Source organism: Rothia sp. HMSC066G02 (assembly GCF_001813145.1).
In the GTDB taxonomy this organism is placed as follows: Bacteria; Actinomycetota; Actinomycetes; order Actinomycetales; family Micrococcaceae; genus Rothia.
Genome location: NZ_KV811599.1, coordinates 30,429 through 56,110, shown reverse-complemented (window position 1 = coordinate 56,110; position 25,682 = coordinate 30,429). Strand labels below are relative to the sequence as shown.

The window sequence follows — 25,682 nt, the reverse complement described above, 5'->3', positions numbered from 1 at the left end:
GCACCACCAGCCGGCCGCCGCTAGACACCCCCGCACCTACCCGCGCCCCACCAGCGCAAACCCCGCCCACAACCCACCGCAAGATTAGGTAGGATAAAACAGTGATTGATATTAACCTCCTCCGCGAAAACCCCGACGTCTTCCGCGCCTCCCAGCGAGCACGCGGCAAGGACGAAACCCACGTCGACCGCATCCTCGAAGCCGACACCGCACGCCGCGCACTCATCGGCGAATACGAGACCCTGCGCGCCGAACAGAACGCCTTCGGCAAGACCGTCGCAAAGGCACCCAAGGAAGAAAAGCCCGCCCTCGTCGCACAGGCGAAGGAACTGGCAGCCCGCGTCAACGAAGCAAAGGCAGCCTCCGAAGCGAAAACCGCCGAATACGAGGAACTGATCAGCAGCATCGAAAACCTCATCATCGACGGCGTACCCGTCGGCGGCGAAGACGACTACGTAGTCGTCAAGGAAGTCGGCACCCCCCGCGACTTCACCATCGAAGGCTTCGAACCGCGCGACCACCTCGAAATCGGCGAACTCGTCGACGGCATCGACATGGCACGCGGCGCAAAGGTCTCCGGCGCACGCTTCTACTTCCTCAAGGGCCAGGTAGCACGCCTCGAACAGGCACTCATGTGGATGGCGCTCGACCTCGCAACCGAGCACGGCTTCACCATGATGACCACCCCCACCCTGGTACGCCCCGAAATCATGAACGGCACCGGCTTCAACGTCAAGCACGACGACGAAATCTACCGCCTCGAACGCGACGACCTGTACCTGGTCGGCACCTCCGAGGTGGCGCTCGCCGGCTACCACACCGACGAAATTCTCGACTTTGAGAAGGGTGCGAAGAAGTACCTGGGCTGGTCCTCCTGCTACCGCCGCGAGGCAGGCTCCGCAGGTAAGGACACCCGCGGCATCATTCGCGTGCACCAGTTCAACAAGGCTGAAATGTTCGTCTACTGCCCCGTCGAGCAGGCAGAAGAGATGCACGCAAAGCTGCTGTCCCTCGAAGAGGAAATGCTGCAGCGCTGCGGCCTCGCATACCGCGTAATCGACACCGCCGCAGGCGACCTGGGCACCTCCGCAGCCCGCAAGTTCGACTGCGAGGCGTGGGTCCCCACCCAGGGCACCTACCGCGAGCTGACCTCCACCTCGAACTGCACCACCTACCAGGCGCGCCGTCTGAACATCCGCGAGCGCACCCCGGATACCGTGGATGAGGCAGGCAACGTGCGTAAGGGCCGCACCCGCTCCGTAGCGACCCTGAACGGCACCCTGGCGACGACTCGCTGGGTGGTTGCCATCCTGGAGACTCACCAGCAGGCTGACGGCTCTGTACGTATTCCTGAGGCTCTTCGCCCCTACATGGGCGGCGCTGAGGTCATCCCGGCTATCGCTGAATAAGGGATGCCTGCTGGAGTGAGTCTCCACTCCGGCGGGGGATTTGGTGCCTCGCGCGCTCGGAATCCCCCACCTCCGTCCCACCAGCAGGCTGATGGTTCTGTTGTGATTCCTGAGGCTCTTCGCCCGTATATGGGTGGCGCCGAGGTTATCCCGGCAGTCGCTGCTGAGTAATCTCACAACCAGCTGAAAAACCCGCTCACCGCGTAAACGGTGGGCGGGTTTTTGCGTATCCTGGTAGTCTAAGAACTATGCCTCTTTACCGTAAACTCCTTGGTGTTTCTGCGGCGGCGGCGCTGACCGCCTCCGCCACTGGTGCCCGCAAGAAGGCGCGCCGACGCGCTATCGAACTGGGTGCGCCCTTCGGCGTTCTGCCGACCCTGCCTACCGGCCCCAGTCGTCGCGTGGGCGTGGTGTACAACCCGAGCAAGCCCGGCGTTGCGGTGGCTATTGAGATTCTGGAACGTATCCTCGCGGCGAACGGCCACCCGAAGGCGCTGGTGCGCACCACCCGCGTGGACGAGCCCGGCTCAGAGGCCGCCCGCGAGCTGATTGCCGAGGGCGTTGACCTGCTGATTGCCGCAGGTGGTGACGGCACGGTGCGTGCCGTGGCGGCGGCGCTGGCGCATCACGAGGGGCCCAAGCCGCGCCTGGGTATTCTGCCGATGGGCACCGGCAACCTGCTGGCGCGCAACCTGTACATCCCGGTGAGTGACGTGGCGGCGTGCGTGAATATTGCGCTCAACGGCGCGGGTCAGGACGTTGACGCGATTGAGATGACGACTACGGGCACCACCGGCGAAGAAACCGAACACACGTTCTTTGTGATGAGTGGTGCCGGCTTCGACGCGCTCGTCATGAACGACACGAACGAGGAGATTAAGGCGAAGTTCGGCTGGGTGGCGTATGTGCAGTCCGGCATGAAGCATATGCTGGGCAGGTCGCATCCGGTGCGCATCAGCGTGGACGGTGGGGAGCCCCGCATCCTGCCCATGCGTTCGGTGCTGGTTGCGAATTGCGGTCGCCTGCAGGGCGGTATTCGCCTGGCGGATATGACGGATGTGCACGACGGCAAGCTTGAGGTGATTGTGGCGTCCCCGCGTGACCTGGTGGAGTGGGGCCTGCTGATGGCGAAGGTTACGCGCCGTACGATTCTGGGTTCGCCGCGCATTGAGCTACCGGTGATTCGCCACCTGGTGGGGTCCGAGGTGGTGCTGGAGTTCCCGGAGGGTGCGCAGCCGGTTGAGGTGGATGGCGACCCGGCACCGTCGGCGTACCGCATTAGCGCACGTGTGCTGCCTGCCGCCGTGGAGGTGGCGGTTCACCCCGAGGTGCTCTAGCCGGGGTGGCGAAAGGGGGTAGCACCCCAAATCGTCTATATATGACATGGATTATGAAAGAAATCGCGGATTTTTTCACTATTTCCTGAAAATCAGGAGGATAATGAAAAAAACCGCGATTTTTTACACCATCAAGGAGGGCACAGGTGAACACCACCGGCACAAGGTACCGCACCCTCAAAAGCATCTTCCACGAACGCGGCAAAGCCGCCGCACAAACCGAACTGCAGGCACGCCGCAACGGCCACTCCACCTACCTCCTCAACGAATTCACGGTAGGGGAGCACCCCCTGTTCTACCTGGCAGACCGCACCGCGCTCGCATCCTTCGAACGCATCATGCGCCGTGAACGGCACATCGAACAGCTGAGCTCCCAACTGCCCAGCATCGCCATGCAAAGCTACCTACTCGACCTGGCAGTACGCAGCATCGTGGCGTCCGACCGTATCGAAGGTGTGCACACCACACGCCAGCTCATCTCTGAGGCGCTCACCTCCGGCGACAGCGAGGACCCCCGCGCTAAGCGCGCCGTCGAATTCGTGAACCTCCTCAAAGACCTGGGGGCAGGCCGCCCACCCTCCACGGTTGAGCAGGTGCGCAGCCTCTACGACACGCTACTCGAAGGGCACCTCGCGGAAGAAGACCGCCCAGACGGGGCTCTATTCCGCACCAAACCCGTGGTTATTCACGACAACACCCGCGAAATTCACCGCGCCCCCGACAGTGAAGCAACCATCATCGCCAACGTGCAGGCGGCGCTCAACCACGCCCTCAACCCGAACGTGCCGGCGCTATTCTCCGCAATCGCCACGCATTTCATGGTGGAGTACACGCACCCTTTCTACGACGGCAACGGCCGCCTGGGCAGGTACCTGCTGGTAGCCCACCTGGGGCAGACGCTCACCCGGCTGACGACCCTCACCCTGCCGAGCACGCTCAACATTCAGAAGAGCCGCTACTACAAGGCGTTTAGCGCGGCGGAAGAACCCCTCAACTACGGTGAGGTGACCGGTTTTCTGCATGTTTTTCTGGGGCTGATCGAGCAGGCTCAGGAGCACCTGGTAGACGAACTGGAGTCACGCGACCGTGCGTGGCGTGCCCTTGGCAGGCGTATCGCTGAGCTGGAGGGCAACCGCACCTGGACGGGTGGCACCCCCGGGCTGACTTCGAAGAAGTTTGATGATGTTCTGCGGCTGCTGTACCTGCTGGGGCAGGTGCAGATTTTCCGTGCGCCAGTCGCCCCCACTTCGAGCGAGTTGCAGGAGGCGCTGGGGGTTACGGCGCCGACTCTGCGCGATAGGCTCAAACTGCTGCAGGGGCTTGGGTTTGTTGAGGGTGTGAAGGCTGGCCGCACGATGCGCTGGTCCCTCACCGAGGCGGGAACCGCCCTGCTGGGCCTGCCCGCCGTTGATGACGACGAAGAATAGCCCGCGAGCATAAGAAGCAGGGGAGGGGCCGCACCAGAATGTATCCCGCCTATAACTGGCAGAATCGTGGAATCCATCTTTGCAGTAGCGGAACGGGCCGGTTGCAGACATAAGTATCGGTATGTGGTAATCCATCTGCTCACGCCACCATTGTGTAAGGCTCCTGTAGTCGCCGTGTGATTCATCCCATGTCTGCTACATTAGGGTCAGGCGACATAATGCTTCCGGGTGCTTCCACCACTCAGAACACCAGAAAGTATTCTGGATATCTATTTTGCGGTTTAACGAGGCCGTACACCTGAACTCGAATACCGAATGACTGGAAATGTAATGGTGATTAATCACAAGCGACGGGGCGAAGCACAGAGCGCTCCTAGCCTGCATCTGAGAGACATGCCCATCGAGCACTTGTATGTACGCTATCAAAGGATAGCGCGGAACCTGCCGAGACGGATCCGCTGGCTTGCTTTGGTATTCGCGCCAACGAGCACGAGTTTCACCGTCTTCACCGCTGGCCTACTGAATGTTGCAGGGGCTCTGATGATTACGGCAGGTATCGGCCAGGTAACGTCAGGTGAGAGGACCCCAGGCAGTGCTATTTGGTTACTCATCTTCGCTTTCCTGGCTGAAAGCCTAGGGTACTGGGTGAAGGAACGCCAAGAGCTTATTCTCACGATCGCGGTTCGACAGCTCACATACCGCCGTTTCCGGGACATCTTTAGTAGGTCATCCCATCCGCCGGAAGCTCACGGGCATGTTCTCACATACCCAGGACAGATCAGCCAGTTTGCCTTCGTTGTTGATTTCGCCGTTTCAACCGTTCAGATTATTGCCTTTCTCGCGGCTTCGCTCGCGCTATATGGTGCAAGCGGCGCCATCGCTACGTTGCTCATCACTGGATTGGTATTCGTCAGCGTCCGTCTCATCAACTTGGTGGGCCGACTATGGGAACAGTACGTCGCTCTAGAGGGAGAGCGTAGGCAGTGGATCCAGCGTGTAGCAAACGCGTTGCCTCGAGGGCGAAGCATCCCCAGCTGGGGTACCGCCCTGGACAAGGTCGCTAGCATCCGAAACACCGAAGAGCAGCTTCTGCGCAGACGGGTCCCGTTGCAGGTCCTGAATGGATTCCTTGAACGGGGAGCACTAACTGCGGTGCTCGCTGTGGTTGCGGTTCTCGGCGCGTGGCTCTGGCCATCCGCTCATTTTGGTATTGGAATTATTTTGGCAGCCCGCTACCTGTACGCAGCGGTGCAGAACAACATCGTAAACTATCGGGTTATTCGGCTCGCTGTGCCAATGATGCGTGAGCTCGACAAGCTCGAGTCGTCTCCAAATTGCACGGTTAAACAGCAGGACTTGGTGGGGCAGCCTTCAAATTCTAGAGAGGTGCTTGCATCTACGTCTGAGCGCGCTGAAGCATTGCGCACATCCGTGACCACCCCCGATTCTGCTTTCGTACCACGCAACCCGGAAGTGTCCCATTCGGTGTTGTCAGCGTGGCGAGCTTCTGCTTCGCCACATCAGGTATCCCGGTTCACTAGCCTCGCTTTAGGTATGGGGCTCACTGAGGATGTGATCGGGCGGTTCTGGCAAGACGCAACAACCTTGTCGTCAGGAGAGAGACACCGTGCTGCTGTCGCTATCGTTTTGGCAGACAAACCGGACTGGCTAATTTTGGACGATACGTTCGCAGCGCTTGATCCTGTAACACGAGAAGTGGTTGCCGAGAGGATCTTAGAGTGCGTGCCAACGTGCACACTTCTGGCAAGCTCGGAGGAGTACGTACCGAGTGCCTTCACCTCCGGCAATGATGCGAGGGTAGACCCTCTTGAGTTGCAGGCTCATAGCCCCGGGGCAGCTAAGGAGGCAGATGCTGGTTCGACGGATGTGAGCGAGGGACAGGACCTTCCTGACCCTGAGCCGAAGCGTGCCACATTCCGACGATCGGCCCTGTTGTTGTTTGGACCGCATTTGGTGTGGATTACGTGTGGCGCCCTACTCTTGAGCGGATCCGAAGTTGCTTTTGCATTGACGATTGCTCACAGTGATGGGCTGTCTGCTCAGGTTGCTGGAGTGTCAGCTGCTTGCGCACTGGCAGCAATTGTTGGGTCCGTCATGTTCTTTGGCCCGCTCTACTTGGCTCCCATCGCTAGGCTGAGCGATTTGCACGACAGGATTATACGGAGGCTCGATCGATTCGCTAGTCCTAGAACAAGCGGTGCGGTCATGGGGCGGATGGGTGAAGACTTCTCCGACCTTCAGATGTCGGTGCCTAGCGCCCTGGGTTCGGTATTTATGGTCATTCTACAGACCTTTATGCTCATCGGAGGCGCAGTGGCTGGCGCCCCGCTGTTCATAATCGCTGTGTTGGCGGTAGCACCCCTAGCGATGCTTGCTATGCGTCAGGGTTCAAAGTGGATTCTCCCTGCCTCGACGACGGCTGCCAATCGCCGAGGTGACTTCATCGGGGTGGTTGGTGCCCAGGCTGGCTTACACGCTGCGCCCGTCAGTGCAGGGCTGCGTCGGGCTGGAGAAGAAGCCTACGCTCATTCGGAGGCTGCATACGTCAGCAGCTCGATTCAGTTGGCGAACGCCTACGCACTGCGTACGGGACTGATCCAGTTGCTTGTGTTGTCACTGAATGTTTCTGCAGTGGTATTGGCACTGATGGTCGAAGGATTGAACTCAGTGGTTGCTCCCGCGGTCGTAATATATTTTGCAGTAACTCTGTCATCTGGCATCCAATCTACGGTGGAGACGCTGCAACAGGTTGGTGTAGTCAGCTTGACTGCGGAGCGTGTTCGGATGCTTGAAGAGTACCGGGCCGACCGTTCTTATCCGCCCGTGCGGTCTGCTGACCTGGCTCTGCTTGAGAGCGTTCTTGACTCTGGGTGTTCTATGGTTGCCTTGATTGGACCAACTGGCGCGGGGAAGTCCGTCATGCTTGATGCTCTATACCGCCGGTATCCCCAAGGCGAAGTGGTGATCGTACCAGATATCGATCCGTTCGCATCTGAAGCATCGAATTCGAGCGGGCTCATGCTTGCGCGTTCCGTGTTACGTGAAGGCGCTGCCCGGCTTGTGTTGCTTGATGAGACCTTGAAGGGTCTCACTCCGTCAGAGGAGCGCGCTGAGCTCGAATCGATGGCGTGCGCTATCGAGGGCAGTGACAAGCAGGTTGTGATTGTCCTTCACTCGCGCTCTAACCTTGATCGTTTCAAAGAAGTGGTGAATTTAGATGCGTGAGCTGACCCAAGTACTACGTTTTTCTCCAAGAACTATCGAGGACGAAATGCGAATCTATAGGGCCAAACCTATAGCCTGGACCGATTCGTCGGTGGCACTTCTGAACGAGTACGGCGCCACACTGTGCACACCCGCCCCTCCTGCCCCCGATAATGCCCTGATACCGCCCGCGATAAAAACCCCCCGTTAAAAACGCGGTCGGGGCCGTCTCGCACGCAGGCTCGAAAAGTGCGAGAATGGAGCAGAAAAGAAAACTACGAAAGAAGATACTTTCATGCTTATTCTCGTTGTGAACGCCGGTTCTTCCTCCCTGAAGTACCAGGTGCGTGACACCTCCCTGCCCGAGGCAGAGCAGATGCTGACCTCCGGCCTCGTCGAAAACATCGGCACCGACGTGCCCAACCACGAGGTCGCATTCGACATCATGTCCGAGAAGCTCGAGCCCGTCCTGGCAGGCCGTGAGCTGCAGGCAGTCGGCCACCGCGTGGTGCAGGGTGCAGAGAAGTTCACCCACCCCGCCCTGCTCACCGAGGAAGTTGTCCAGCAGATCGACGACCTCTCCCCGCTGGCACCGCTGCACAACCCCGCACACGCTCAGGGCATGCGCGCAGCAATGCACAAGTGGCCCTCCCTGCCGCAGGTTGCAATCTTCGACACCGCGTTCCACTCCACCATGCCCGAAGAAGCATGGCGCTACGCAATCCCCTACGACCTGGCTGACAAGTACAGCATCCGCCGCTACGGCTTCCACGGCACCAGCCACGAGTACGTCTCCCACGTTGCAGCTGACATGCTCGGCATTGCACGCGACGAGTTCAACGGCATCGTTGCTCACCTCGGTAACGGCGCGTCCGTGACCGCTGTGAAGGGCGGCAAGTCCGTCGACACCTCCATGGGCTACACCCCGCTGGCTGGCCTGATCATGGGTACCCGCTCCGGCGATATCGACCCCTCGGCACTGACCACCATCCTGTCCCGTGAAGGCATCGACGGTGAACGCCTGGACACCATCCTGAACAAGGAGTCCGGTCTGCTCGCACTGGCTGGCTCCAACGACATGCGTAAGGTCGTTGAGGCTGCACAGTCCGGCGACGAGCGTGCACAGCTCGCACTGGACATGACCTCCTACCGCCTGATGAAGTACATTGGCGGCTACAACCTGGTTGTTGGCGGCGCGCAGGCACTGATCTTCACCGCAGGTATCGGTGAGAACTCCGGCGACTTCCGCAAGCTGGTCCTGGACCGCCTCGGCGCTCTCGGCATCAAGTACAACGAGGAAGAGAACGCTAAGCGTTCCCCCGAGCCGCGCGTGATTTCCACCGAGGATTCCGCTATCAAGGTGCTGGTCATCCCCACCAACGAGGAGAAGGCTATCGCTGAGGCTACCGAGGAACTCGTCAAGAGCCTCTAAGCCCCACGCACCCCGCCGTGTAGGCGGCTCAGCGTAAAGTAATCCGCCGTAGCGTCCCGTCATATGGGTGCTGCGGCGGATTTCTTATGCCCGCAAGGCGGTGCGCCCCCTGCACTGTGTGTCCCGGAGTCTCTGCACTGTGCGCCCCGGCGCTGTGTATTCCGATACTGTGTATTCCGGTGCTGGGGCGTGCTGTAGCGTCGCGAATGGGCATTCTATGAGAAAAAGCGCATTCACATTCACTAGTAAGTGCCCAAAAACGATAGAGTGGAATCAGATAACACTCGATACGAAGCGGACGAGACATGACTCAACCCCCTGAAAACCACCAGCAGCCCGGCGGGCAGTTCAACGCCCAGCCCGGCCAGCAGGCATTCCACGCCCCCGGTGAGCCCCTCCCGCAGGACCTCTCCGCCGGCTGGCTCCCCGAAGACGAGCGCCAGAAGCCGGTCAGTCCCCTGCCCCAGCCGAAGCTCTTCGCCTACCAGTCGATGCTGCCGCCGAAGGTGCTGCACGCGCTGCGTCACCCCTCCGAAATTCCGTGGCTGGTCGCCGCCTACGCGGTCACCGCGGTCGGCTACATTGTGCTGTTCATGGCGCTGGCTGACCTGTTCAGCTCGATGATGCGTTACGTCTTCAGCTCAACCGGTGAAGGCTCGGTTCGAGTACCTTCTGGTAGCACCTCCGCAAGCCTGGAAGACCTGATTTTCCAGACGGTTGGTCTGCTCATCCTGGGCCCGATTGCCATCTTCATTGTTCGTGCAATCTACTACGCGCAGCAGCGTGTTCGCGGTGTGCGCATCACCCCGACCCAGTTCCCTGAGGCGTACCAGATGCTCGCCGAAGCAGCTGAGGCGGCAGGCCTGCGCCGCGTGCCGGATGCGTACGTCATCCTCGGTAACGGCGTGATGAACGCTTTCGCGGCAGGTCACGGCTTCCGCCGCTACATCTGCCTGTACTCTGACCTGTTCGAGATCGGCGGTAAGTCCCGTGACCCGCAGGCGCTGCGCTTCATCATTGGCCACGAGGTGGGCCACATCGCCGCAGGTCACGTCGGTTATTTCCGTCTGATTTTCACCACGCTGTTCAACCAGATTCCGGTGCTGTCGAGTGCGCTGTCCCGCTCGCAGGAGTACACCGCCGACAACTTCGGCTACCGCTTCTGCCCCGAGGGTGCTGAGGGTGCTGTCAAGGTGCTTGCGGCAGGTAAGTACCTGAACAAGCAGGTCAACTTCGATGAGCTTGCCGACCGTGCCGTCACCGACCGCGGCCTTGCCGTCTGGTACGTGAACCTCCTGGCAAGCCACCCCATCCTCACCTGGCGTGCGCATGCGCTGCGTGACCGCACCCAGCCCGGCCGCCTGTTCTGGCGCCCGACTGAGAACCCGGTCAAGGACGCCGCACCGCGCGTTCCTGTCCTGATTCCGGCGGCGGAGCCGGTGCACATGTGGCCCGACCCGATTCAGTCCACCGAGTTCATGCGTGAACACCAGGATGTTTGGGCTGACCACACCCTGGAAACCGTGGATGTGTACTCCAAGCCCGAGAACGCCCCCGAGTTTGATGCGAACTCTACGCTGTTTGCTGGCTGGCTCACCGAGCAGGCTCGTGCCTTCCACGGTCAGCGTTGGGATGCGTACGCTGCCGCCGGTGGCGTGCCGGCACCGGGTGCTCCCGGTGGCCCGCAGATGCCCGCACCGGGTCAGCCCGCACCTAATCAGCCTGCCTACGGTCAGCAGCCCGGCTTCGGTCAGCCTGCCGCAGGTCAGAATGGTGCGGCCCAGAACGGTGCAGGCCAGCCCGCCCCTGAGCAGTCCTCTAATGGTCAGCCTAACGGACAGTCTTCTAATGGCCAGTCTGCTCCTGAGCAGTACGGTTACGGCCAGTACGGTAGCGGCTCCTCTGAGGGTGGCTCGTACGGTTATGGCTTCGACGGCGATAAGAAGTAGCTAGTAGCCGCCCGGGCGCTCTCTAAGCGCCTCATCTGGGCCGCACAGCTCAATAACCTTCACGAACCCGTCGGGGTGCCTAGGCGCTCCGGTGGGTTCGGTTGTTAACCGCCTCCTCACAGGCTCGCAGTAGGTTGCTACAGCCGCCCGTAACCTTCACCTCCGCCCCGCCCTGTAGCTGAGATGTACCCGGCACCCCGGCACCTTCACATAGGCGCAGGTCTAGAATGGACAGCATGCTTTCATCACTTCGCTCCATCAAACTCGACCCGCTGCTGACCATGCTCATTAGCGCGGTCATCCTCGCAATTATTGTGCCGGCGCGCGGCGACTTCGCCGAATGGTTCAGCACCGGAACGAAGTTCGCGGTCGCCCTGCTGTTCTACCTGTACGGCGCTCGCCTCTCCACCGCGGAGGCTATTCGCGGCCTGACCCACTGGCGTCTGCACCTGATGATTCTGAGCTGCACGTTCGTGCTGTTCCCCCTGGTCGGTTTGGCGCTTTCACCGCTACGTCTTGTGCTCGGTGATGGGTTGTACATGGGCATTCTGTTCTTGACCTTTGTGCCCTCGACCGTGCAGGCGTCGATTGCGTTCACCTCGATTGCCGGCGGTAACGTGGCGGCGGCGATTGTGAGCGCCTCGCTCTCTTCGATTGTGGGTGTGGTGGCGACCCCGCTGCTCGCCATGATGCTGATGAACACGGGCCATATTGAGTTCTCCGGAACGGTCTTCCTGGACATTGCCATTCAGCTGTTCCTGCCGTTTGTGCTCGGTCAGCTGACGCGCCGCTGGGTGGGGGAGTTCGCCAAGAAGCCGACCACCAAGTGGTTGGATAAGTTCTCGGTCATGATGATTGTGTATTCGGCGTTCTCTGCCTCGGTGGTGCAGGGTGTGTGGACGCGCGTGGCGTGGTGGCAGATTGTGCTGCTGGTTGTGCTCATGGCGATTATTGTGGTGTTCATGCTGTGGCTGACCGACCAGCTGGCTAAGCGCCTGGGGTTCAACCGTGCCGACCGCATTACGATTCAGTTCTGCGGTTCGAAGAAGTCGCTGGCGGCTGGCCTGCCGATGGCGATCATTATTTTTGGTGCGGGCTCGCTGGGTCTGATGATGCTGCCAATCATGATTTTCCATCAGGTTCAGTTGATGATTTGTACCTGGCTTGCGGGCCGCTATGCGCGCTTGGATGTGGTGGGTGCCGCCTCCGCGAAGGAAGTTCAGTAGGGGCTTGAACCCTATCTGCCGGGGTGCTCGGCGGGTGCTATTGGGGGCCTCTGAGCCTGTGAGATAAGCCTCTGATGAGGGGTTTTAATGGGTTCTTTGGGACTGGATGACCTGTCTATGAAGTGATATAGCGCGCATTCATCGAAAAACTCTCTGACTAGTGCGTTTGTGTGCAAAATATGGTATTTGTACTGGTCAGTTGGTTTTCTGTGGGTTATGTGCACTCTGTTGCATCAAAGTGACCGGCGAGACAATCAACACTATCGGGTGTTGAGCGGCGAAAAAGCCCCAATTTTGCCCTAGAATATTTTGTCGATGGGTTAGACAGATTTGCATCCTGTATGCAAGAATTTATGACTCATGTGGGAATGGTTGAGATTCACTCCCTCACACCGCCCACGAGCATTGATGCAGCGGATTCACTCCCCGCCCGCATCCCACACCGGAAGAGACTCACTCCCTCAACCGGAAGGAAGCTCAAAACCATTTATTCACTCAAACACAACTGGATACACTCAGCTTAATGACGCGCTTAGATTCTATCTATGCGCTAATCGCTGTCTGTATCCGCCAAGAAAGAGGACACTCCATGGCTACCATCATGAGCGTGAACGTATGCGATTCCAAGTACAACGCTGACCCCACCGGCGTACGAGACTCCACTAGTGCTATCCAGAAGGCTATCGATGATGTTGCTGCGCAGGGCGGCGGCTCTGTGGAGATTCCCGGCGGCATGTACCGCGTCTCCTACCCCTTCATCGAAATGAAGCACCGCGTCGAGATCTTCGGCCACGGTCAGGCAACCCGAATCGTCGCTTTCACCGACAAGGGTATTCCCTCCACCAAGAACGGTAGCTACGAATGCACCGGCGTTTTCCACACCGGTAGCTACACCACCCCCATGAGCGGTGGCACCAACCAGAACAAGCCCATGCGTATGGGCGTGCGTGACCTGTTCATCCGCACCAACAAGTACAACCTGCCGCTGGACTCCAAGAGCAACCAGATTTTCCTGGAGAAGCACACCCAGCCCGTCGACAACGTTGCAGGCGTCATCTTCCACACCCGCATTGCGGACGCTAACCCCGGTGAGCCGGACGCAGTGCCCACCCTGTCCAACATCGAAATCTGGGACACCGCCATTGGCGTTGCGATCCTGGGCCTGGACGACCAGGGCATGAAGATTGACAAGCTGCGCATCCGTCAGACCCTGCGTCAGGGCCTGCTGGTCGGTAAGCCCGTCGGCCACCCGCTGCGCCCCCGTGAGGGTGACACCCCCGGTGCGGCAGATAACAAGTTCTCCATGATTGACGTTTCTGACGCAAACATGAGCTTCGGCACCTACGCGGGCATCGAGATTTACACTTCTCAGTCCAAGTTCGAGGCGTCCACCAGCTGGTTCAACAAGCGCAACCAGGGTAAGAACGCCCTGTACGAGGTGAAGACCCGCCACGTGGGTGCAGGCTGGTTCATTCAGGGCACCCGCAACATGTTCATTGGCTGCACCGCCCAGGAGAACGCCGGTCACGGCTGGCTCGTGGAGTGGGGTAACAACCAGTTCATTGGCTGCCTGGGTGAGTCTTCGAGCTTCCAGGATGCTGTTACCGGCGCTGCTCGAGGTGACGAGGCGGCGAACTGGTACATTGGCCGTAACGCACGCGGTAGCCGCTTCGTGGCTCCTCGTTCGCACAACCCTTACAGCTGGGCGAAGGCTTCCCTGTACGGTTTCTACATTGAGAACAACATTCGCGATATGCACATTACGACTGCGTCCGCGAAGGATGACCGTATTGGTGAGAACAACATGGTTGGCCGCCGTGTTCACGTGACCGGTGCTATGGGCGATAACGTGCTCATCGAGGTGGATCATATTCGCCACGCGACTTTCGCGCCGAAGCAGCTGGAGAAGCGCGGCAACGGCGTGTTCATGGGCTAACCCTCGCGGGTTGAGCTACGCGGGCTGAGGCTCGTGATTACAAAATCTTAAAACGCATACGCCTGAGGGGCGGGGAGTAATCCCCGCCCCTCGGCGTTTAACCCGCACCCAAAACAGCCGAAAAACTGTAGAAAAACAGGGCAGGGGAGCATGCATCACAGTGCCCGGTCATCGCCTCCACACGCCCAATGCGGTACCCTTGAGCAGAAGGCAGGTCTGCCGGTGCACAGACCCGCACACGTCAAAACACCCGCAGAAATGCGCCCAACACACCGCACCACACAAACTCAACACTGCACCCGCGCAGCACCGTATTCACCGCATACTGCCGTATTCACTCAATTCACTCGCCACGCCGCCTTCAGCACCGAACGCGGTACCCACCGAAAGAATTGAGCCCCTCATGCCCGATACGCCCATGAGCATCAACGCCATCAACTACGGCGCAGACCCCACCGGTGCCAAAGACTCCACCGCAGCCATCCAGCGCGCAGTCGACGCTGTCGCCGCACGCGGCGGCGGATCCGTAGAACTACCCCGCGGCATCTACCGTGTCTCCTACCCCTTCATCGACATCAAGCACCGCGTCGAAATCTTCGGCTACGGCTCCTCAACCGTCGTCATCGCGCACTCCGACCGCGCCATCCCCACCACCACCAGCGGCCACACCGAATACACCGGCGTGTTCCACGTCGGCAGCTACACCACCCCCGTCTACGGCGCCTACAACGCCAACAAGCCCATGCGTATGGGCGTACGCAACCTGCACATCCGCACTAATGCCGCAAACACCCCCATCAGCAGCTACCCGCTCGATGCGCACACCGCCCCGCTGAACAACGTCGCCGGCGTCATCTTCCACACCCACCTGACCGGCGACCTGCTCAACGAACCGGACATCGTGCCCGTTATCGCCGGCGTGGAAGTCTGGGATACCGCCATTGGCGTTGCCGTGCTCGGCCTGGACGACCAGGGCATGAAAATTGACGACGTGACCATCCGCCGCACCCTCAACCAGGGCCTGCTGCTCGGCAAGCCCGCCGGCCACCCCCGCCGCCCCAACGAAGGCCAGAACTCCGGTGCGGCAGACAACAAGCTGCGCGGTGTAGACGTTGCCGAAGCGAACCTCAGCGGCGGCTCCTACGCCGGTATCGAGGTGTACGCGGCGCAGGCGAAATTCGAGAGCTGCTCCAGCAACAGCAACCACCGAACCAGCAACAAGTACGCCCTCTACGAGCCCGCCACCCGCCACGCTGGCGCAGGCTGGATCGTGCAGGGTGAACGCAACATGTTCATCGGCTGCACCGCACGCTCCAACGCGGGTCACGGCTGGCTTGTTGAGTGGGCGCACAACGTCTTCATCGGATGCGAAGCGGAAGGCTCCAGCTGGGCTGGCACCGTCAGCGGTGCCGCCGGTGCTGACGAGGCCGCCAACTGGTACATCAACCGCAATGCGCGCGGTACCCGCATGGTCGCGCCTGTCTCCTACAACCCCCCGGAGAAGCCCGCCTCCCTGTACGGCTTCTACATTGAAAACAAGATTTACGACCTGCGCATCACCGAAGGCACCGCCAAGGACGACCGCATCGGTGAGGGTAATATGCTCGGCCGCCGCGTGTATATCACCGGCGCAATTGGCGCGAACGTGGTCATTGAGGTTGAGGAACTGCGCCACTCCACCTCGCCCGCCGGTCAGCTCACCAAGGAAGCCTACAACGTGATGCGCGGTTAGTAGAGACTGACGGCAACTGACGGCAGCTAGTAGACACGCCCGAACCGGTTCGGAACTTTCCTGTGAATCGTGGGGGAGGCGCGTGTGCCCTAGTGGGCGCGTTATACCGCCACATGTCGGCTAAGAATCAGGGCAGCTGCGAATGGAATACATACCATTCGCAGCTGCTTTGTCGTTTAGAACAATGTTTAATTTTTAGTTGATAAAAGTCTCAATTAAATATTGAATAAAATATTAATATGTACTTTAAACTTTCTATGGTGGTGTAAAACAGTCCATTCACTGTGCACCACCATAGCCGTGCGACAGTATACGGAACACGCACATCATTGGTACACACCAAAACCGCGTATCGCCGCACGTCAGCCCCTATTCATTGCCGCTTCTCACTATTCCTCAACGACCACTACCCTTCCCCTTTTCTTATTCGCTCCATTGGCGACCCCGCGGTCGACCCAAAAATCGGTTCCTTCCGGCCGGTTCCCAACCACAATTACATAAGGACAGCCCATGCTTCCGGTTATCTCCCGAGTCCTCACACCCACCACTCGCGCACGCCGCACCTTCGCTCTCACCCTCGCACTCGCCCTCGGTGCCCTGCCCGTAGGCACCTCCGCCATCGCCTCCCACCAGGCTGTAGCTCACGCCGCCGAACCTGCCGCAGCCAACGGCCTCATCAAACTTCACCAGCCCAAGGACGACCCCAGCTACGTCGAATGCGTCGCCAACTTCCTCGGCACCATGAGCGCTACTCCTGGCGTGTGGGCAGTCTGCCACGGCTACCTCGACAACGAAGAATACACCGTCACCCGCCGCCACAGCACCGCAACCGTCACCCGCGGCCAGCTGGTGCGCATGCTCTACCGCATGGCGGGATCGCCGACCGTCAAGGACCTCCCGAAAACCTCGCCCTACAAGGATGTGGCAACCACTAACCCGGACTACCCCGCCTACATCTGGGCGGCGGACGCGGGCATCACCTCCGGCTGGGATGACGGGCTCTTCCACCCGGACGAGTACGCCACCCGCCACACCCTCGCCGCGTTCCTCTACCGTGCCGCAGGTAGCCCCGACGGTGCCGCACGCCTGCGCCAGATCCGCCGCCCGCTACGTGCCGAAGTCAAGAAGACTGAACAGTTCAAGACCGAAAACCGCTGGGCAGCCCGCACCCTGGGTGCATACCCTGAGGTTGACCGCAATGGCGATGGTGTAGCAGACGTGGTGGACCCCGCCAGCCCCCTGTACTTCTCTGACGCCCTGTACATGCTCAAGGCATACGGTGACAAGGGTCTGAAGGTTGTGGGCACTCCCGTCGTTGATTAGGAATCCGCTGACTAGGAGTAATGCCGACTAGCTTTAGCGCTGACTAGATTCAGTGCTGACTAGCGCATATATTCACCGCCTGCCGGTGCGACCCGAAGGTTGCGCAGGCGGGCGGTACGCTGTTCCGGGTGCTGTGCTGTTCTGGCAGGTTGCGAACGCCCATGCCGCCGCGCAATCGCCCCCGCACAATCGCCGCCACGTAATCGCCGCCGTGCAATGAAAGGTGCCTGGGCTGCACGCTAAGCTAGAAGGCATGAAGATTGCCACCTGGAACATCAACTCAATCCGCGCCCGCGAAAACCGCGTCGAAGACTGGCTCGACGAACACGAGGTCGACGTGCTCGCCCTGCAAGAAACCAAAACCAAAGATGAAACCTTCCCCTTCGACCTCTTCGAATTTATGGGCTACGAGGTTGCGCACTTCGGCCTGAATCAGTGGAATGGCGTGGCAATCGCCTCCCGAGTTGGCCTCGAAGACGTGCAGCGCGGCTTCGATAACCAGCCGCACTTCGGCAAGCCCGGCGAGCCCGAGGCGCTGGAGGCGCGCGCTATTGGTGCGACCTGCGGCGGTGTGCGTGTCTGGAGCCTCTACGTGCCCAACGGCCGCGGCCTGACCGACCCGCACATGGACTACAAGCTCCGCTGGATGGAGGCGCTGCGTCAGAACGTGCACAACGAACTGGCGGCTAACCCGCAGTCGCAGCTTGCCCTGGTCGGTGACTGGAACGTCGCCCCCGAGGATGCCGACGTGTGGGATATAGACTACTTCCTGCGCAACGAAATGACCCACGTTTCCGAACCCGAACGCCGCGCTTTCGCCGCCCTACTCGAAGAGGGCATGGTGGACGTAGTACGCCCGCACACTCCGGGCGAGTACACCTACTGGGACTACCAGGCGGGCCGCTTCACCAAGGATGAGGGCATGCGCATTGACTTTCAGCTGTTCTCGCCCGCGCTCGCCGCACGCGTGGAACGTGCCTGGATCGATAAGGTGGAGCGCGCCGGTGAAGGCGCAAGCGACCACACGCCGGTCGTGGTTGAGATTGCCGACTAATCCGAGCGTATAGCTTGCCGTAGAACCGCGTGCAGTAAGGAGGCGGGGGAGGGGCCCCTCGCCTCCTTGCTGTATCTGCTGGTGCTTCTGTCTCTGGGCTTCTGCCAATATTTCGGGGTTTTCTGTGTGGCTTAGTTGAAAAGTTCGGCTAGCCGAACTATTGTTAAATTCCGCCCGGGACGACAGGCAAAAGCGCATTATGATGCCTGCGCAGACACAACCGTGTCCCTAGCGTCCCGGCGCGGCAAAATCCACACATCAACCACATACTCAAACCCGTGACTTCCAATGAAGGATGCCTCATGAACGCTCTAACCCCCGCAGGCAGCAACGCACGCCGCCTCGTCCAGGCGCTCTGCGCCGCCCTCGCACTCACCCTGCTACTCGTGCTCACCGGCTGCGGTAGCACCTCCAGCACCACCGAAGGCGCTAAGAGCAGCAGCGGCAAGAAGACCGTGCTCACCACCTTCACCGTGCTCGCAGACATCGCCCGCAACGTGGCAGGCGACGACCTGAACGTCGAATCCCTCACCAAGCCCGGCGCAGAGATCCACGAGTACGAGCCCACCCCCTCCGACCTGAAGAAGGCACACGCCGCCGACCTGGTGCTCGACAACGGCCTGAACCTCGAATCCTGGTTCGCGAAGTTCGTTGAAGAATCCCACGCTAAGCACGTGACCGTCTCCGAGGGGGTCACGCCCATCTCCATTACCGAGGACGCCTACGCGGGCAAGCCCAACCCCCACGCCTGGATGAGCCCCAGCAACGTGCAAAAGTACGTGGACGTGATGATTCGCGAATTTAGCGCCCTCGACCCGGCCCACGCCGCCGACTACAAGACCCGCGGCGAAGCCTACAAGAAGCAGCTGCAGGGCGTGCGTGACGAGCTCGTCAAGGAAATCTCCACCCTGCCCGAAAACCAGCGCGCACTCGTCACCTGCGAAGGCGCCTTCTCCTATCTGGCGGCAGACGCGGGCCTGAAGGAAAAGTACATTTGGGCGGTCAACTCCGAACAGCAGGCGACCCCCTCGCAGATTTCCTCCGCGATCGATTACGTGCGCGAGAACCAGGTTCCCGCCGTGTTCTGCGAATCCACCGTCTCTGACAACCCGATGCGCCAGGTCGCAGACGCCACCGGCGCACGATTCGGCGGCGTGCTCTACGTGGACTCGCTCTCCGAGGCGAACGGCCCCGTGCCCACCTACCTGGACATGATCCGCTACGACGCACGTACCATCGTTGCGGGCCTCAAGGGCAACTCCTAAACCCGGCATAAACCCCGAATAAACCCGGCATAAACCCGGGCCAACCCCGGCATCGAAAACCCTGGGTAAACCCCAAACCCCCGATAGGATAGGAGGGGCGTCGCCTTCTTGGCTCCGCTCCTCCCACGCCGTTAACACTCGCTCACACAGCACCCACTCAGCAACACGCAAGCAAGTACACCCGCCCCACGCATACGGTGACCACCAGAAAGAACACAAGGAATGAGCACTCTTCTCAGCTGCGAAAATGTGCACGTGAACTACGGGCCAGTCCGCGCCCTCACTGGCGCATCCTTCACCCTGGACACCGGGCGTATCTGCGGCCTGATCGGCATGAACGGCTCCGGCAAATCCACCCTTTTCAAAGCCATCATGGGGGTCGTACCCATGCACGCCGGCAGCATCACCCTCGACGGGCAGCCCGTCGGCGGTAACCGTGGCAGCCGCGGCAAGAACGCGCACCATCACCGCGCCGGGCTCGTCAGCTACGTGCCGCAGAGCGAAGAAATCGACTGGACCTTCCCCATCTCCGTGCGCGAGGTGGTCAGCATGGGACGCTACCGCAACCTCGGCATCACCCGCCGCCTGCGTGCCGCAGACCGTGCCGCCGTGGATGAGGCGCTCGCCCGCGTGGAACTGACCGACCTTGCCGACCGTCAGATTGGGGCGCTTTCGGGCGGTCAGCGTAAGCGCGCCTTCGTGGCACGCGCTATCGCTCAGGGCGCCCAGCTGCTGCTGCTGGATGAGCCTTTCGCCGGCGTGGACAAGCGTAGCGAAGCGATGCTCATTCAGGTCATCGAACAGCTGCGTGACGAGGGCGCGACCGTGCTGGTTTCCACGCACGACTTGGCGAGCCTGCGCCAGTTCGCCGACGAGGCGCTACTGCTACGCGGCGATATTCTGATGCACGACACCCCCGAGAAGGTGCTCGCCCCCGAGAACCTGGTGCGTGCCTTCGGCATGGAAGTGGACGCCGGCGCGTCGGTCGCTACCGGCGCTGCTACCTCCGGCACTACTACGATCAGCTCTGTGGAAGGGAAGAACTAAATGGACATCCTCAACTTTCTGGTGGAGCCGCTGACCCTGCCCTTCATGCTCCGCGCATTCGTGGTCACCGTGCTTGCCGCCGCCGTCTGCGCTCTGCTCTCCTGCTGGCTCGTGCTGCTCGGCTGGTCACTTATGGGGGATGCCATTTCGCACGCGGTGCTACCCGGTGTGGTGCTCGCCTATATTTTTGGTGCGCCCTTCGCAGTGGGTGCGGTGGTTGCCGCCCTCGTGGCGGTAACTCTTATCGGCGGGGTGCGGCGCAGCGGCCGCGTGCGCGAGGACGCCGCGATCGGCATCGTGTTCACGACCATGTTTGCGTTCGGTCTGGTGCTGATTTCGGTTACGCCGTCGAATACCGACCTGAACCATATTCTCTTCGGTAACGTGCTGGGCGTGTCCTGGTCGGACGTCTGGCAGGTCGCCATCCTCGCGGTGATTGTTGCCGCCGTGCTGCTGGTCAAGCGCCGCGACTTCGTGCTGTACGCCTTCGACCCGGGCTTTGCGCAGGCGGTGGGGTTGCGTCCGCGTCTGCTCGGCGCGCTGCTGCTCATTATGCTGGCGCTAACCTCCGTGGTGGCACTGCAGATCGTGGGTGTGGTGCTGGTCGTGGCGATGCTCGTCATCCCCGGCTCCACCGCGCGCCTCATCACGGACCGGTTCGTGCCGATGCTCGCGGTGAGCGTGGGAGTCTCCCTGGTGGGCACGCTGACCGGCTTGTACGCCAGCTACTACGCGGACGTATCCCCCGGTGGTGCCGTGGTCGTCACGCAGGGCATACTGTTCGCCCTGGCGTACGTATTCGCCCCGCGCTACGGTCTGCTGGGCAGGATGCGCGCCCGCCGACTCAGCACTGCCGCAACGAAAACTGAGCCCTCAGCTTCCTAAAACTAACTCAATACAGCGCTAGGCGGAGGCCCTTCATGGGACCTCCGCCTAGCGCTATTTTCTGAAATTCTAGGGTGCCGCTACCGCCCTGTATCTAGCGCACCGTGCGGGACACGAACAGGGAGGCGGTCGCCTCCGCACCCAACGGAATAATGGTACCGCCGGGCTTCACCGCACCGGCCGCGTCCGTCTCGTGCAGGTTGCCGGAACCGGCACCGACCACGCTCACGTTCACCGCCTCCGAGAAGGGCGCACCCTCCTCAATGTGCAGGCGCACGCCGGGCACAAAACCGTGGCCCTGCAGGTAGCGCAGCAGGCGCGGGTCGTCATCGTTGATGCGTTCGAGCACGACTGTTTCGCCGGGTTCGCACTGGCTCAGCGGCACGGTCTGCGGAAAACTAATATGCCCCGAAGAGTCCGGGATCGGGTCGCCGTGCGGGTCGCGGGTCGGGTGCCCCAGCAGGGTGTCGATGCGGTCCACCATGAAGTCGGATACCGCGTGCTCCAGAACCTCCGCCTCGTCGTGCACACGGTCCCAGGTGTAGCCGAGGGTCTCCACGAGGAACGTCTCAATGAGGCGGTGGCGGCGAATCATCGCCAGCGCGTAGGAGCGGCCGGTTTCAGTGAGCTCAATAGCGCCGTAGGGCTGATGCTCAATCAGGTCGGCGGCGGCGAGGCGCTTGAGGCCGTCAGATACCGAAGAAATGCGCAGACCCATGCGTTCTGCCAGGGCGGATGCGGTGGCAGGGGTTTTGGTCCATTCTTCGAGGCTCCAGATTTCCTTGAGATAGTTCTGGGTGCTGACGGAAAGTTCTGAGAGAGGCATAAAGATAAGTCTACCTTTTCTCTGGTTTTGCCCGTCGAGCTGCAGGGTATTCAGCGCGGGTTTAAAAAGCGTCCCGCCCGGATAGTTCACCCCTGGCAGGGGGCGACCATCACGGGCGGGATCAGGTGTTCGGTTCCGCGCTGGCAGGCACTAAAGGCTGGCAGGTACCAGGTACGAAGGCTGACAGGCGCGAAAGAATGAGGGGGGCGCGGCGGCGGTTAGGTGGCGCGGCGGCGCGAACGGTCAATACGGGTCAGCAGCTCGATGAGCGCACCGCGTGCCGCCTGCTCCTCATGCCAGAGGGAGCGGACGAGGGTGCGGCTGACCGCCTGGGTGGTGATGCCGAGTGCGGTTGCGGCGGCCTTCTGCTGGCCGCGTACGCCGGGTACGAGCAGGTTTACTACGCGCCATTCGGCGTCGGTGCGGTCGGCGCATACGCGGTAGAGCAGGCGTGCGGAGCCTGCGGCGAGGTCGGCGAGATGGCGGTTGTCGGCGCTGACGCTGATGCAGCGTACGGGTGCGCCTCCCTGTGCTTCTTCGACGGCGAGGCGTGAGAATTCGAGGGCGTCGCCGGTGCAGTCGGTGGTGCTGACGGCGCCGAGTGCGCCTGCGAATCGGGGGATGTTGAGCTCGCCGATTCCGATGCCGACCCAGAAGCCGTTATCGCGCGCGGCAATGAGCGCCGCGTGGAGTGCGTCGCTGGCGCGGTCGAAGGCGCCCTGAATTTCGTCAGGGTATGTCTGGGCGAAGGCAACACGCGGGTTGAGCTTTGCGAGTTCGTCCGACAGTGCAGTGAGTGAGTGCTGTGCGGAACGTTGAATAAAGGTTAGAACGAACACCTTCCTATTATGCCGTAAAACCTTCAACAAGCGGCGTAAGGTTCGCCGTAATACCGGCAACATTTAAACCCCTAAAAATGCGCATTGATAAGGGGAATTATCGTGAGCATGCACTGTGTGCAGAAATCCTCGAAAGGACGTAGAACACCCCCGAAAGGAAAATAATTTTCATGCAAGTGCACGTTGAATTATTCGCTTTCGGGGGCGTTGAGTGGAGTTGATAGACGGGGCTACCGCGGAACTACTGTGCGTTCGTTACCTGCGAGATATGCGGCAGCTGACGCAGCGGCTTCTGGAATACCATCACCACCAGCGACAGGAAAATGAACACCGCGTAGAACAGCGCCGTGTACGTAATACCCCAATCAACAATGAGGAAGCCTGCCAGCAGAACAGCCAGCGGGGTCAGCGCCATATTCGGGATGCCCTGCACCGAGTGCACGCGACCGATCATGTGCTCCGGGGTGGATGCGTTAATGTACGCAATGATGCTCGAATTGAAGGAAGGGAGCACAATACCCGCCAGCACAATCAGCAGGCACACCGCCCACAGCATCGAATGAACCACCGGCAGCAACAGGTAGCACGCCGACATGATGGCCAGGGAGGTGATACCGAGCGGGCCGAGCGCAAACTTCTCGGTCAGCGGACCGACCAGGAACGAACCGAGCAGCACGCCCACGCCGAAGGCGCTCGCAAAGATACCGATGAAGAGCGGGTGTGCGCCCTCCAGGGTGTAGTAGTAGATGAAGGTGAGCGGAATACCGACCGTTCCAAAGTTCGCAAGCGTTGAAACGAACGCAATTGACACCAGCACCTTGTTCTTCAGGATGTACTCGAAACCGGCTTTTGAGTCCTGCCAGAAGCTGGTTTTCTCGCCTTCCTCCTCTTCTGCGGGCTGCCGACTAGCGCCGTAGCTCTTGGGCGCGACGATGAATGCCAGCAGGTTGACGACCGCGTGAACTGCGGTCATGAGCACGGTCGAGAAGCCGATAATGATACCGGCGACCGGGCCGCCCAGCAGGTTAGCGGTGGACTCGCGCGTCTCACCCATACCGGAGGCGTAGCCCAGGTGTTCCTTGGGGACTACGCGGGTGATGATGGACTGTTCACTCGGGTAGTCAAAGGTGGAAATGATAGCGGCGAGAGAAATCGTAATCACCAAAACGTAAATATTGGTGACATTGAAAACGAGGTAGAGAAGAATCGCGACCCAGGACAGCGCCTGGCCGATACAGGATAGCGCCAGGCACTTTGAGGGGCCGATTCTGTCGACCCATGTTCCAGATACTGCTCCGGCGCAGGTGGCGAGAACACCCGCGACGAAGAGGGTGATACTCGCAGCTTCGGGGGAGCCGGTCAGCGCCAAAATAATGATGGGCGTGGTGATATAGCTCATCGAGTCTGAGAGCTGGTTGGCTCCAATGGCGAAGAGAGTATTTCGAAAATCTCTATTCTTGAGTAGCTCGGTGTTGACACTCATGGGGGACCTCCACTGTGTATGAATTACTGTAATCGAACATATTTTGATGTATTGCTTTACCTAAACTTTGTGGCTTAAGTTTGGCAAGATACCTAATTCCTTCATATGCGGCAAGTGATCCAGATATAAGGACTATAGGAGATATTGCAGCATTTATCTCTGGGACTTTATCTGTATGAGCTTCCTCGTAACCTAGACGAGTCATATTTCGTAGATTACTTTCACGGATGCATCTATAGCATCCTGTAACCTTTGGGTCATAGATGCAACAATTAATTATTGGGCCATTGTAGCTTGCATCAATCCATGGCTTACCAGATTTTAATGAAGCATCAGAGAACCAAAATGGTATATCGTCTGGACTGTCAGCGCAACGGTACACTAGGTCATATTCATTAAAATATTTAATGAGGTCATCAGAGGAAGTAATTTTCTTATCTTCGGATGTAATAAGAATTTCTGAATTTATTTTTTGGAGATTTTTCATGGCAGCCGTTGATTTTTTGAGCCCAAGGTCTTTTTCTGTGTATAGAATTTGCCTATTGAGATTCGACTCTTCAACATTGTCAAAATCAACTATGTGTATTTGAGATACTCCTGAAGAGGCTAAGTTCATGGCCACGGATCCACCAATTCCTCCAAGACCTACAATTGCAATCTTCGAGGAGGACAGAATATTTTGCACCCGAAAAGGGTCGCTACTTCCTGAAGTGTCAATCCAAGAAAAGAATTCACGACTTCTTGAGTACCTATTAGATTTTGTAGATGATTTAAGGTAGGATCCATCTTCTATGTGACCCATCGTTATGAGTGATTCTATAATCTTCCTTGAATTTTTAGGAGTTAATCCTAAAATTTCTGATGTCTTTATAACTACCTCATCTATCGTGTATTCTCCTGTTAAAATCTCATTCAGGTTCTTAAAATTTCCCGAGGGGTCATGAATTGTGTTTGATATGCCTTGTGTTATAGATCCAATAATGAATCTATTGTTTTTAATTTTTATAATTGAGTGACCAAATCGAAGCTTTGGGTACATTTTTCCATCTTTCTATCTGTTGGATGTTTGTATGCGTAGAGGGGCTCGAGTAACTGAGATTACCGAGCCCCTCTGGAGGTGGTTATTTACTGTCCGCCTACACGATGTGCCGGAGGACGGGTACCACCATGAGCCCTCTTGAGCTCATCTTCGGATGAGGTAATCAAATCCTGAATATCGAGTTCCATTGGTGTTCCTTTCGACAGATAGTCATCTATGGCTATCGAATCTTGGCTGAGCGAGTCAGC

At 59.5% G+C, this 25,682-nt stretch carries 18 protein-coding genes; 14 read left to right on the top strand and 4 right to left on the bottom strand.

Features of this window, described 5'->3' with window-relative positions; translation table 11 throughout:
* Positions 1 to 101: 101 nt before the first annotated feature.
* The 14 genes from serS (at position 102) to HMPREF2894_RS08185 (ending at position 21,247) form a co-directional block, all read left to right on the top strand.
* Positions 102 to 1,409: a serine--tRNA ligase gene (gene serS / locus HMPREF2894_RS08250; protein WP_049337800.1), complete on the top strand. Its 1,308-nt coding sequence runs from the start codon at positions 102 to 104 to the stop codon at positions 1,407 to 1,409.
* Positions 1,410 to 1,657: 248 nt separating this feature from the next.
* Positions 1,658 to 2,746, top strand: a complete 1,089-nt coding sequence (locus tag HMPREF2894_RS08245; protein WP_070665604.1) for a diacylglycerol/lipid kinase family protein — start codon at positions 1,658 to 1,660, stop codon at positions 2,744 to 2,746.
* A gap of 146 nt (positions 2,747 to 2,892) precedes the next feature.
* The gene (locus HMPREF2894_RS08240) at positions 2,893 to 4,173 is read left to right on the top strand and encodes a Fic family protein (RefSeq protein WP_049349870.1); all 1,281 of its coding nucleotides are present in this window, start codon (positions 2,893 to 2,895) and stop codon (positions 4,171 to 4,173) included.
* Between the two features lie 393 nt (positions 4,174 to 4,566).
* A complete protein-coding gene (locus HMPREF2894_RS08235) occupies positions 4,567 to 7,419 on the top strand; it encodes a hypothetical protein (RefSeq protein WP_246827036.1) in 2,853 nt (950 codons plus the stop codon).
* A gap of 274 nt (positions 7,420 to 7,693) precedes the next feature.
* A complete protein-coding gene (locus tag HMPREF2894_RS08230; protein ID WP_049352711.1) occupies positions 7,694 to 8,830 on the top strand; it encodes an acetate/propionate family kinase in 1,137 nt (378 codons plus the stop codon).
* A gap of 305 nt (positions 8,831 to 9,135) precedes the next feature.
* Positions 9,136 to 10,779, top strand: coding sequence for a M48 family metallopeptidase (locus HMPREF2894_RS08225; RefSeq protein ID WP_049352713.1), 1,644 nt, complete (start codon positions 9,136 to 9,138; stop codon positions 10,777 to 10,779).
* Between the two features lie 227 nt (positions 10,780 to 11,006).
* Complete coding sequence (locus HMPREF2894_RS08220; RefSeq protein ID WP_371325814.1) at positions 11,007 to 12,005, top strand: bile acid:sodium symporter family protein; 999 nt, start codon at positions 11,007 to 11,009, stop codon at positions 12,003 to 12,005.
* 589 nt (positions 12,006 to 12,594) lie between these two features.
* Positions 12,595 to 13,941 (top strand): glycosyl hydrolase family 28-related protein, encoded by a 1,347-nt coding sequence (locus tag HMPREF2894_RS08215; RefSeq protein ID WP_070678771.1) that lies wholly within the window; start codon positions 12,595 to 12,597, stop codon positions 13,939 to 13,941.
* 403 nt (positions 13,942 to 14,344) lie between these two features.
* The gene (locus tag HMPREF2894_RS08210; RefSeq protein ID WP_070678768.1) at positions 14,345 to 15,673 is read left to right on the top strand and encodes a glycosyl hydrolase family 28-related protein; all 1,329 of its coding nucleotides are present in this window, start codon (positions 14,345 to 14,347) and stop codon (positions 15,671 to 15,673) included.
* Between the two features lie 510 nt (positions 15,674 to 16,183).
* Positions 16,184 to 16,996: an S-layer homology domain-containing protein gene (locus HMPREF2894_RS08205; protein ID WP_070678765.1), complete on the top strand. Its 813-nt coding sequence runs from the start codon at positions 16,184 to 16,186 to the stop codon at positions 16,994 to 16,996.
* Between the two features lie 253 nt (positions 16,997 to 17,249).
* Positions 17,250 to 18,050 (top strand): exodeoxyribonuclease III, encoded by an 801-nt coding sequence (locus HMPREF2894_RS08200; RefSeq protein WP_070643563.1) that lies wholly within the window; start codon positions 17,250 to 17,252, stop codon positions 18,048 to 18,050.
* A 302-nt stretch (positions 18,051 to 18,352) separates the two neighbouring features.
* Positions 18,353 to 19,315: a metal ABC transporter substrate-binding protein gene (locus tag HMPREF2894_RS08195; RefSeq protein ID WP_070643560.1), complete on the top strand. Its 963-nt coding sequence runs from the start codon at positions 18,353 to 18,355 to the stop codon at positions 19,313 to 19,315.
* Positions 19,316 to 19,537: 222 nt separating this feature from the next.
* The gene (locus tag HMPREF2894_RS08190; RefSeq protein WP_049346251.1) at positions 19,538 to 20,362 is read left to right on the top strand and encodes a metal ABC transporter ATP-binding protein; all 825 of its coding nucleotides are present in this window, start codon (positions 19,538 to 19,540) and stop codon (positions 20,360 to 20,362) included.
* Positions 20,363 to 21,247, top strand: coding sequence for a metal ABC transporter permease (locus tag HMPREF2894_RS08185; protein WP_049346253.1), 885 nt, complete (start codon positions 20,363 to 20,365; stop codon positions 21,245 to 21,247).
* Between the two features lie 94 nt (positions 21,248 to 21,341).
* Here HMPREF2894_RS08185 and HMPREF2894_RS08180 read toward each other — a convergent pair whose 3' ends face one another.
* From HMPREF2894_RS08180 to HMPREF2894_RS08975, 4 genes are all read right to left on the bottom strand, one after another.
* Positions 21,342 to 22,073 carry a metal-dependent transcriptional regulator gene (locus HMPREF2894_RS08180; RefSeq protein WP_005504316.1) on the bottom strand — a complete coding sequence of 244 codons (732 nt, stop codon included), beginning with the start codon at positions 22,071 to 22,073 and terminating at the stop codon, positions 21,342 to 21,344.
* A gap of 218 nt (positions 22,074 to 22,291) precedes the next feature.
* Complete coding sequence (locus HMPREF2894_RS08175) at positions 22,292 to 22,912, bottom strand: hypothetical protein (protein ID WP_005507641.1); 621 nt, start codon at positions 22,910 to 22,912, stop codon at positions 22,292 to 22,294.
* 241 nt (positions 22,913 to 23,153) lie between these two features.
* Complete coding sequence (locus HMPREF2894_RS08170) at positions 23,154 to 24,395, bottom strand: MFS transporter (RefSeq protein ID WP_070599338.1); 1,242 nt, start codon at positions 24,393 to 24,395, stop codon at positions 23,154 to 23,156.
* Entirely contained in the window at positions 24,364 to 25,434 is a 1,071-nt protein-coding gene (locus HMPREF2894_RS08975) for a HesA/MoeB/ThiF family protein (RefSeq protein WP_083309925.1), read from the bottom strand. Before HMPREF2894_RS08975 ends, HMPREF2894_RS08170 begins: the two co-directional genes overlap by 32 nt.
* Between the last annotated feature and the right edge of the window lie 248 nt (positions 25,435 to 25,682).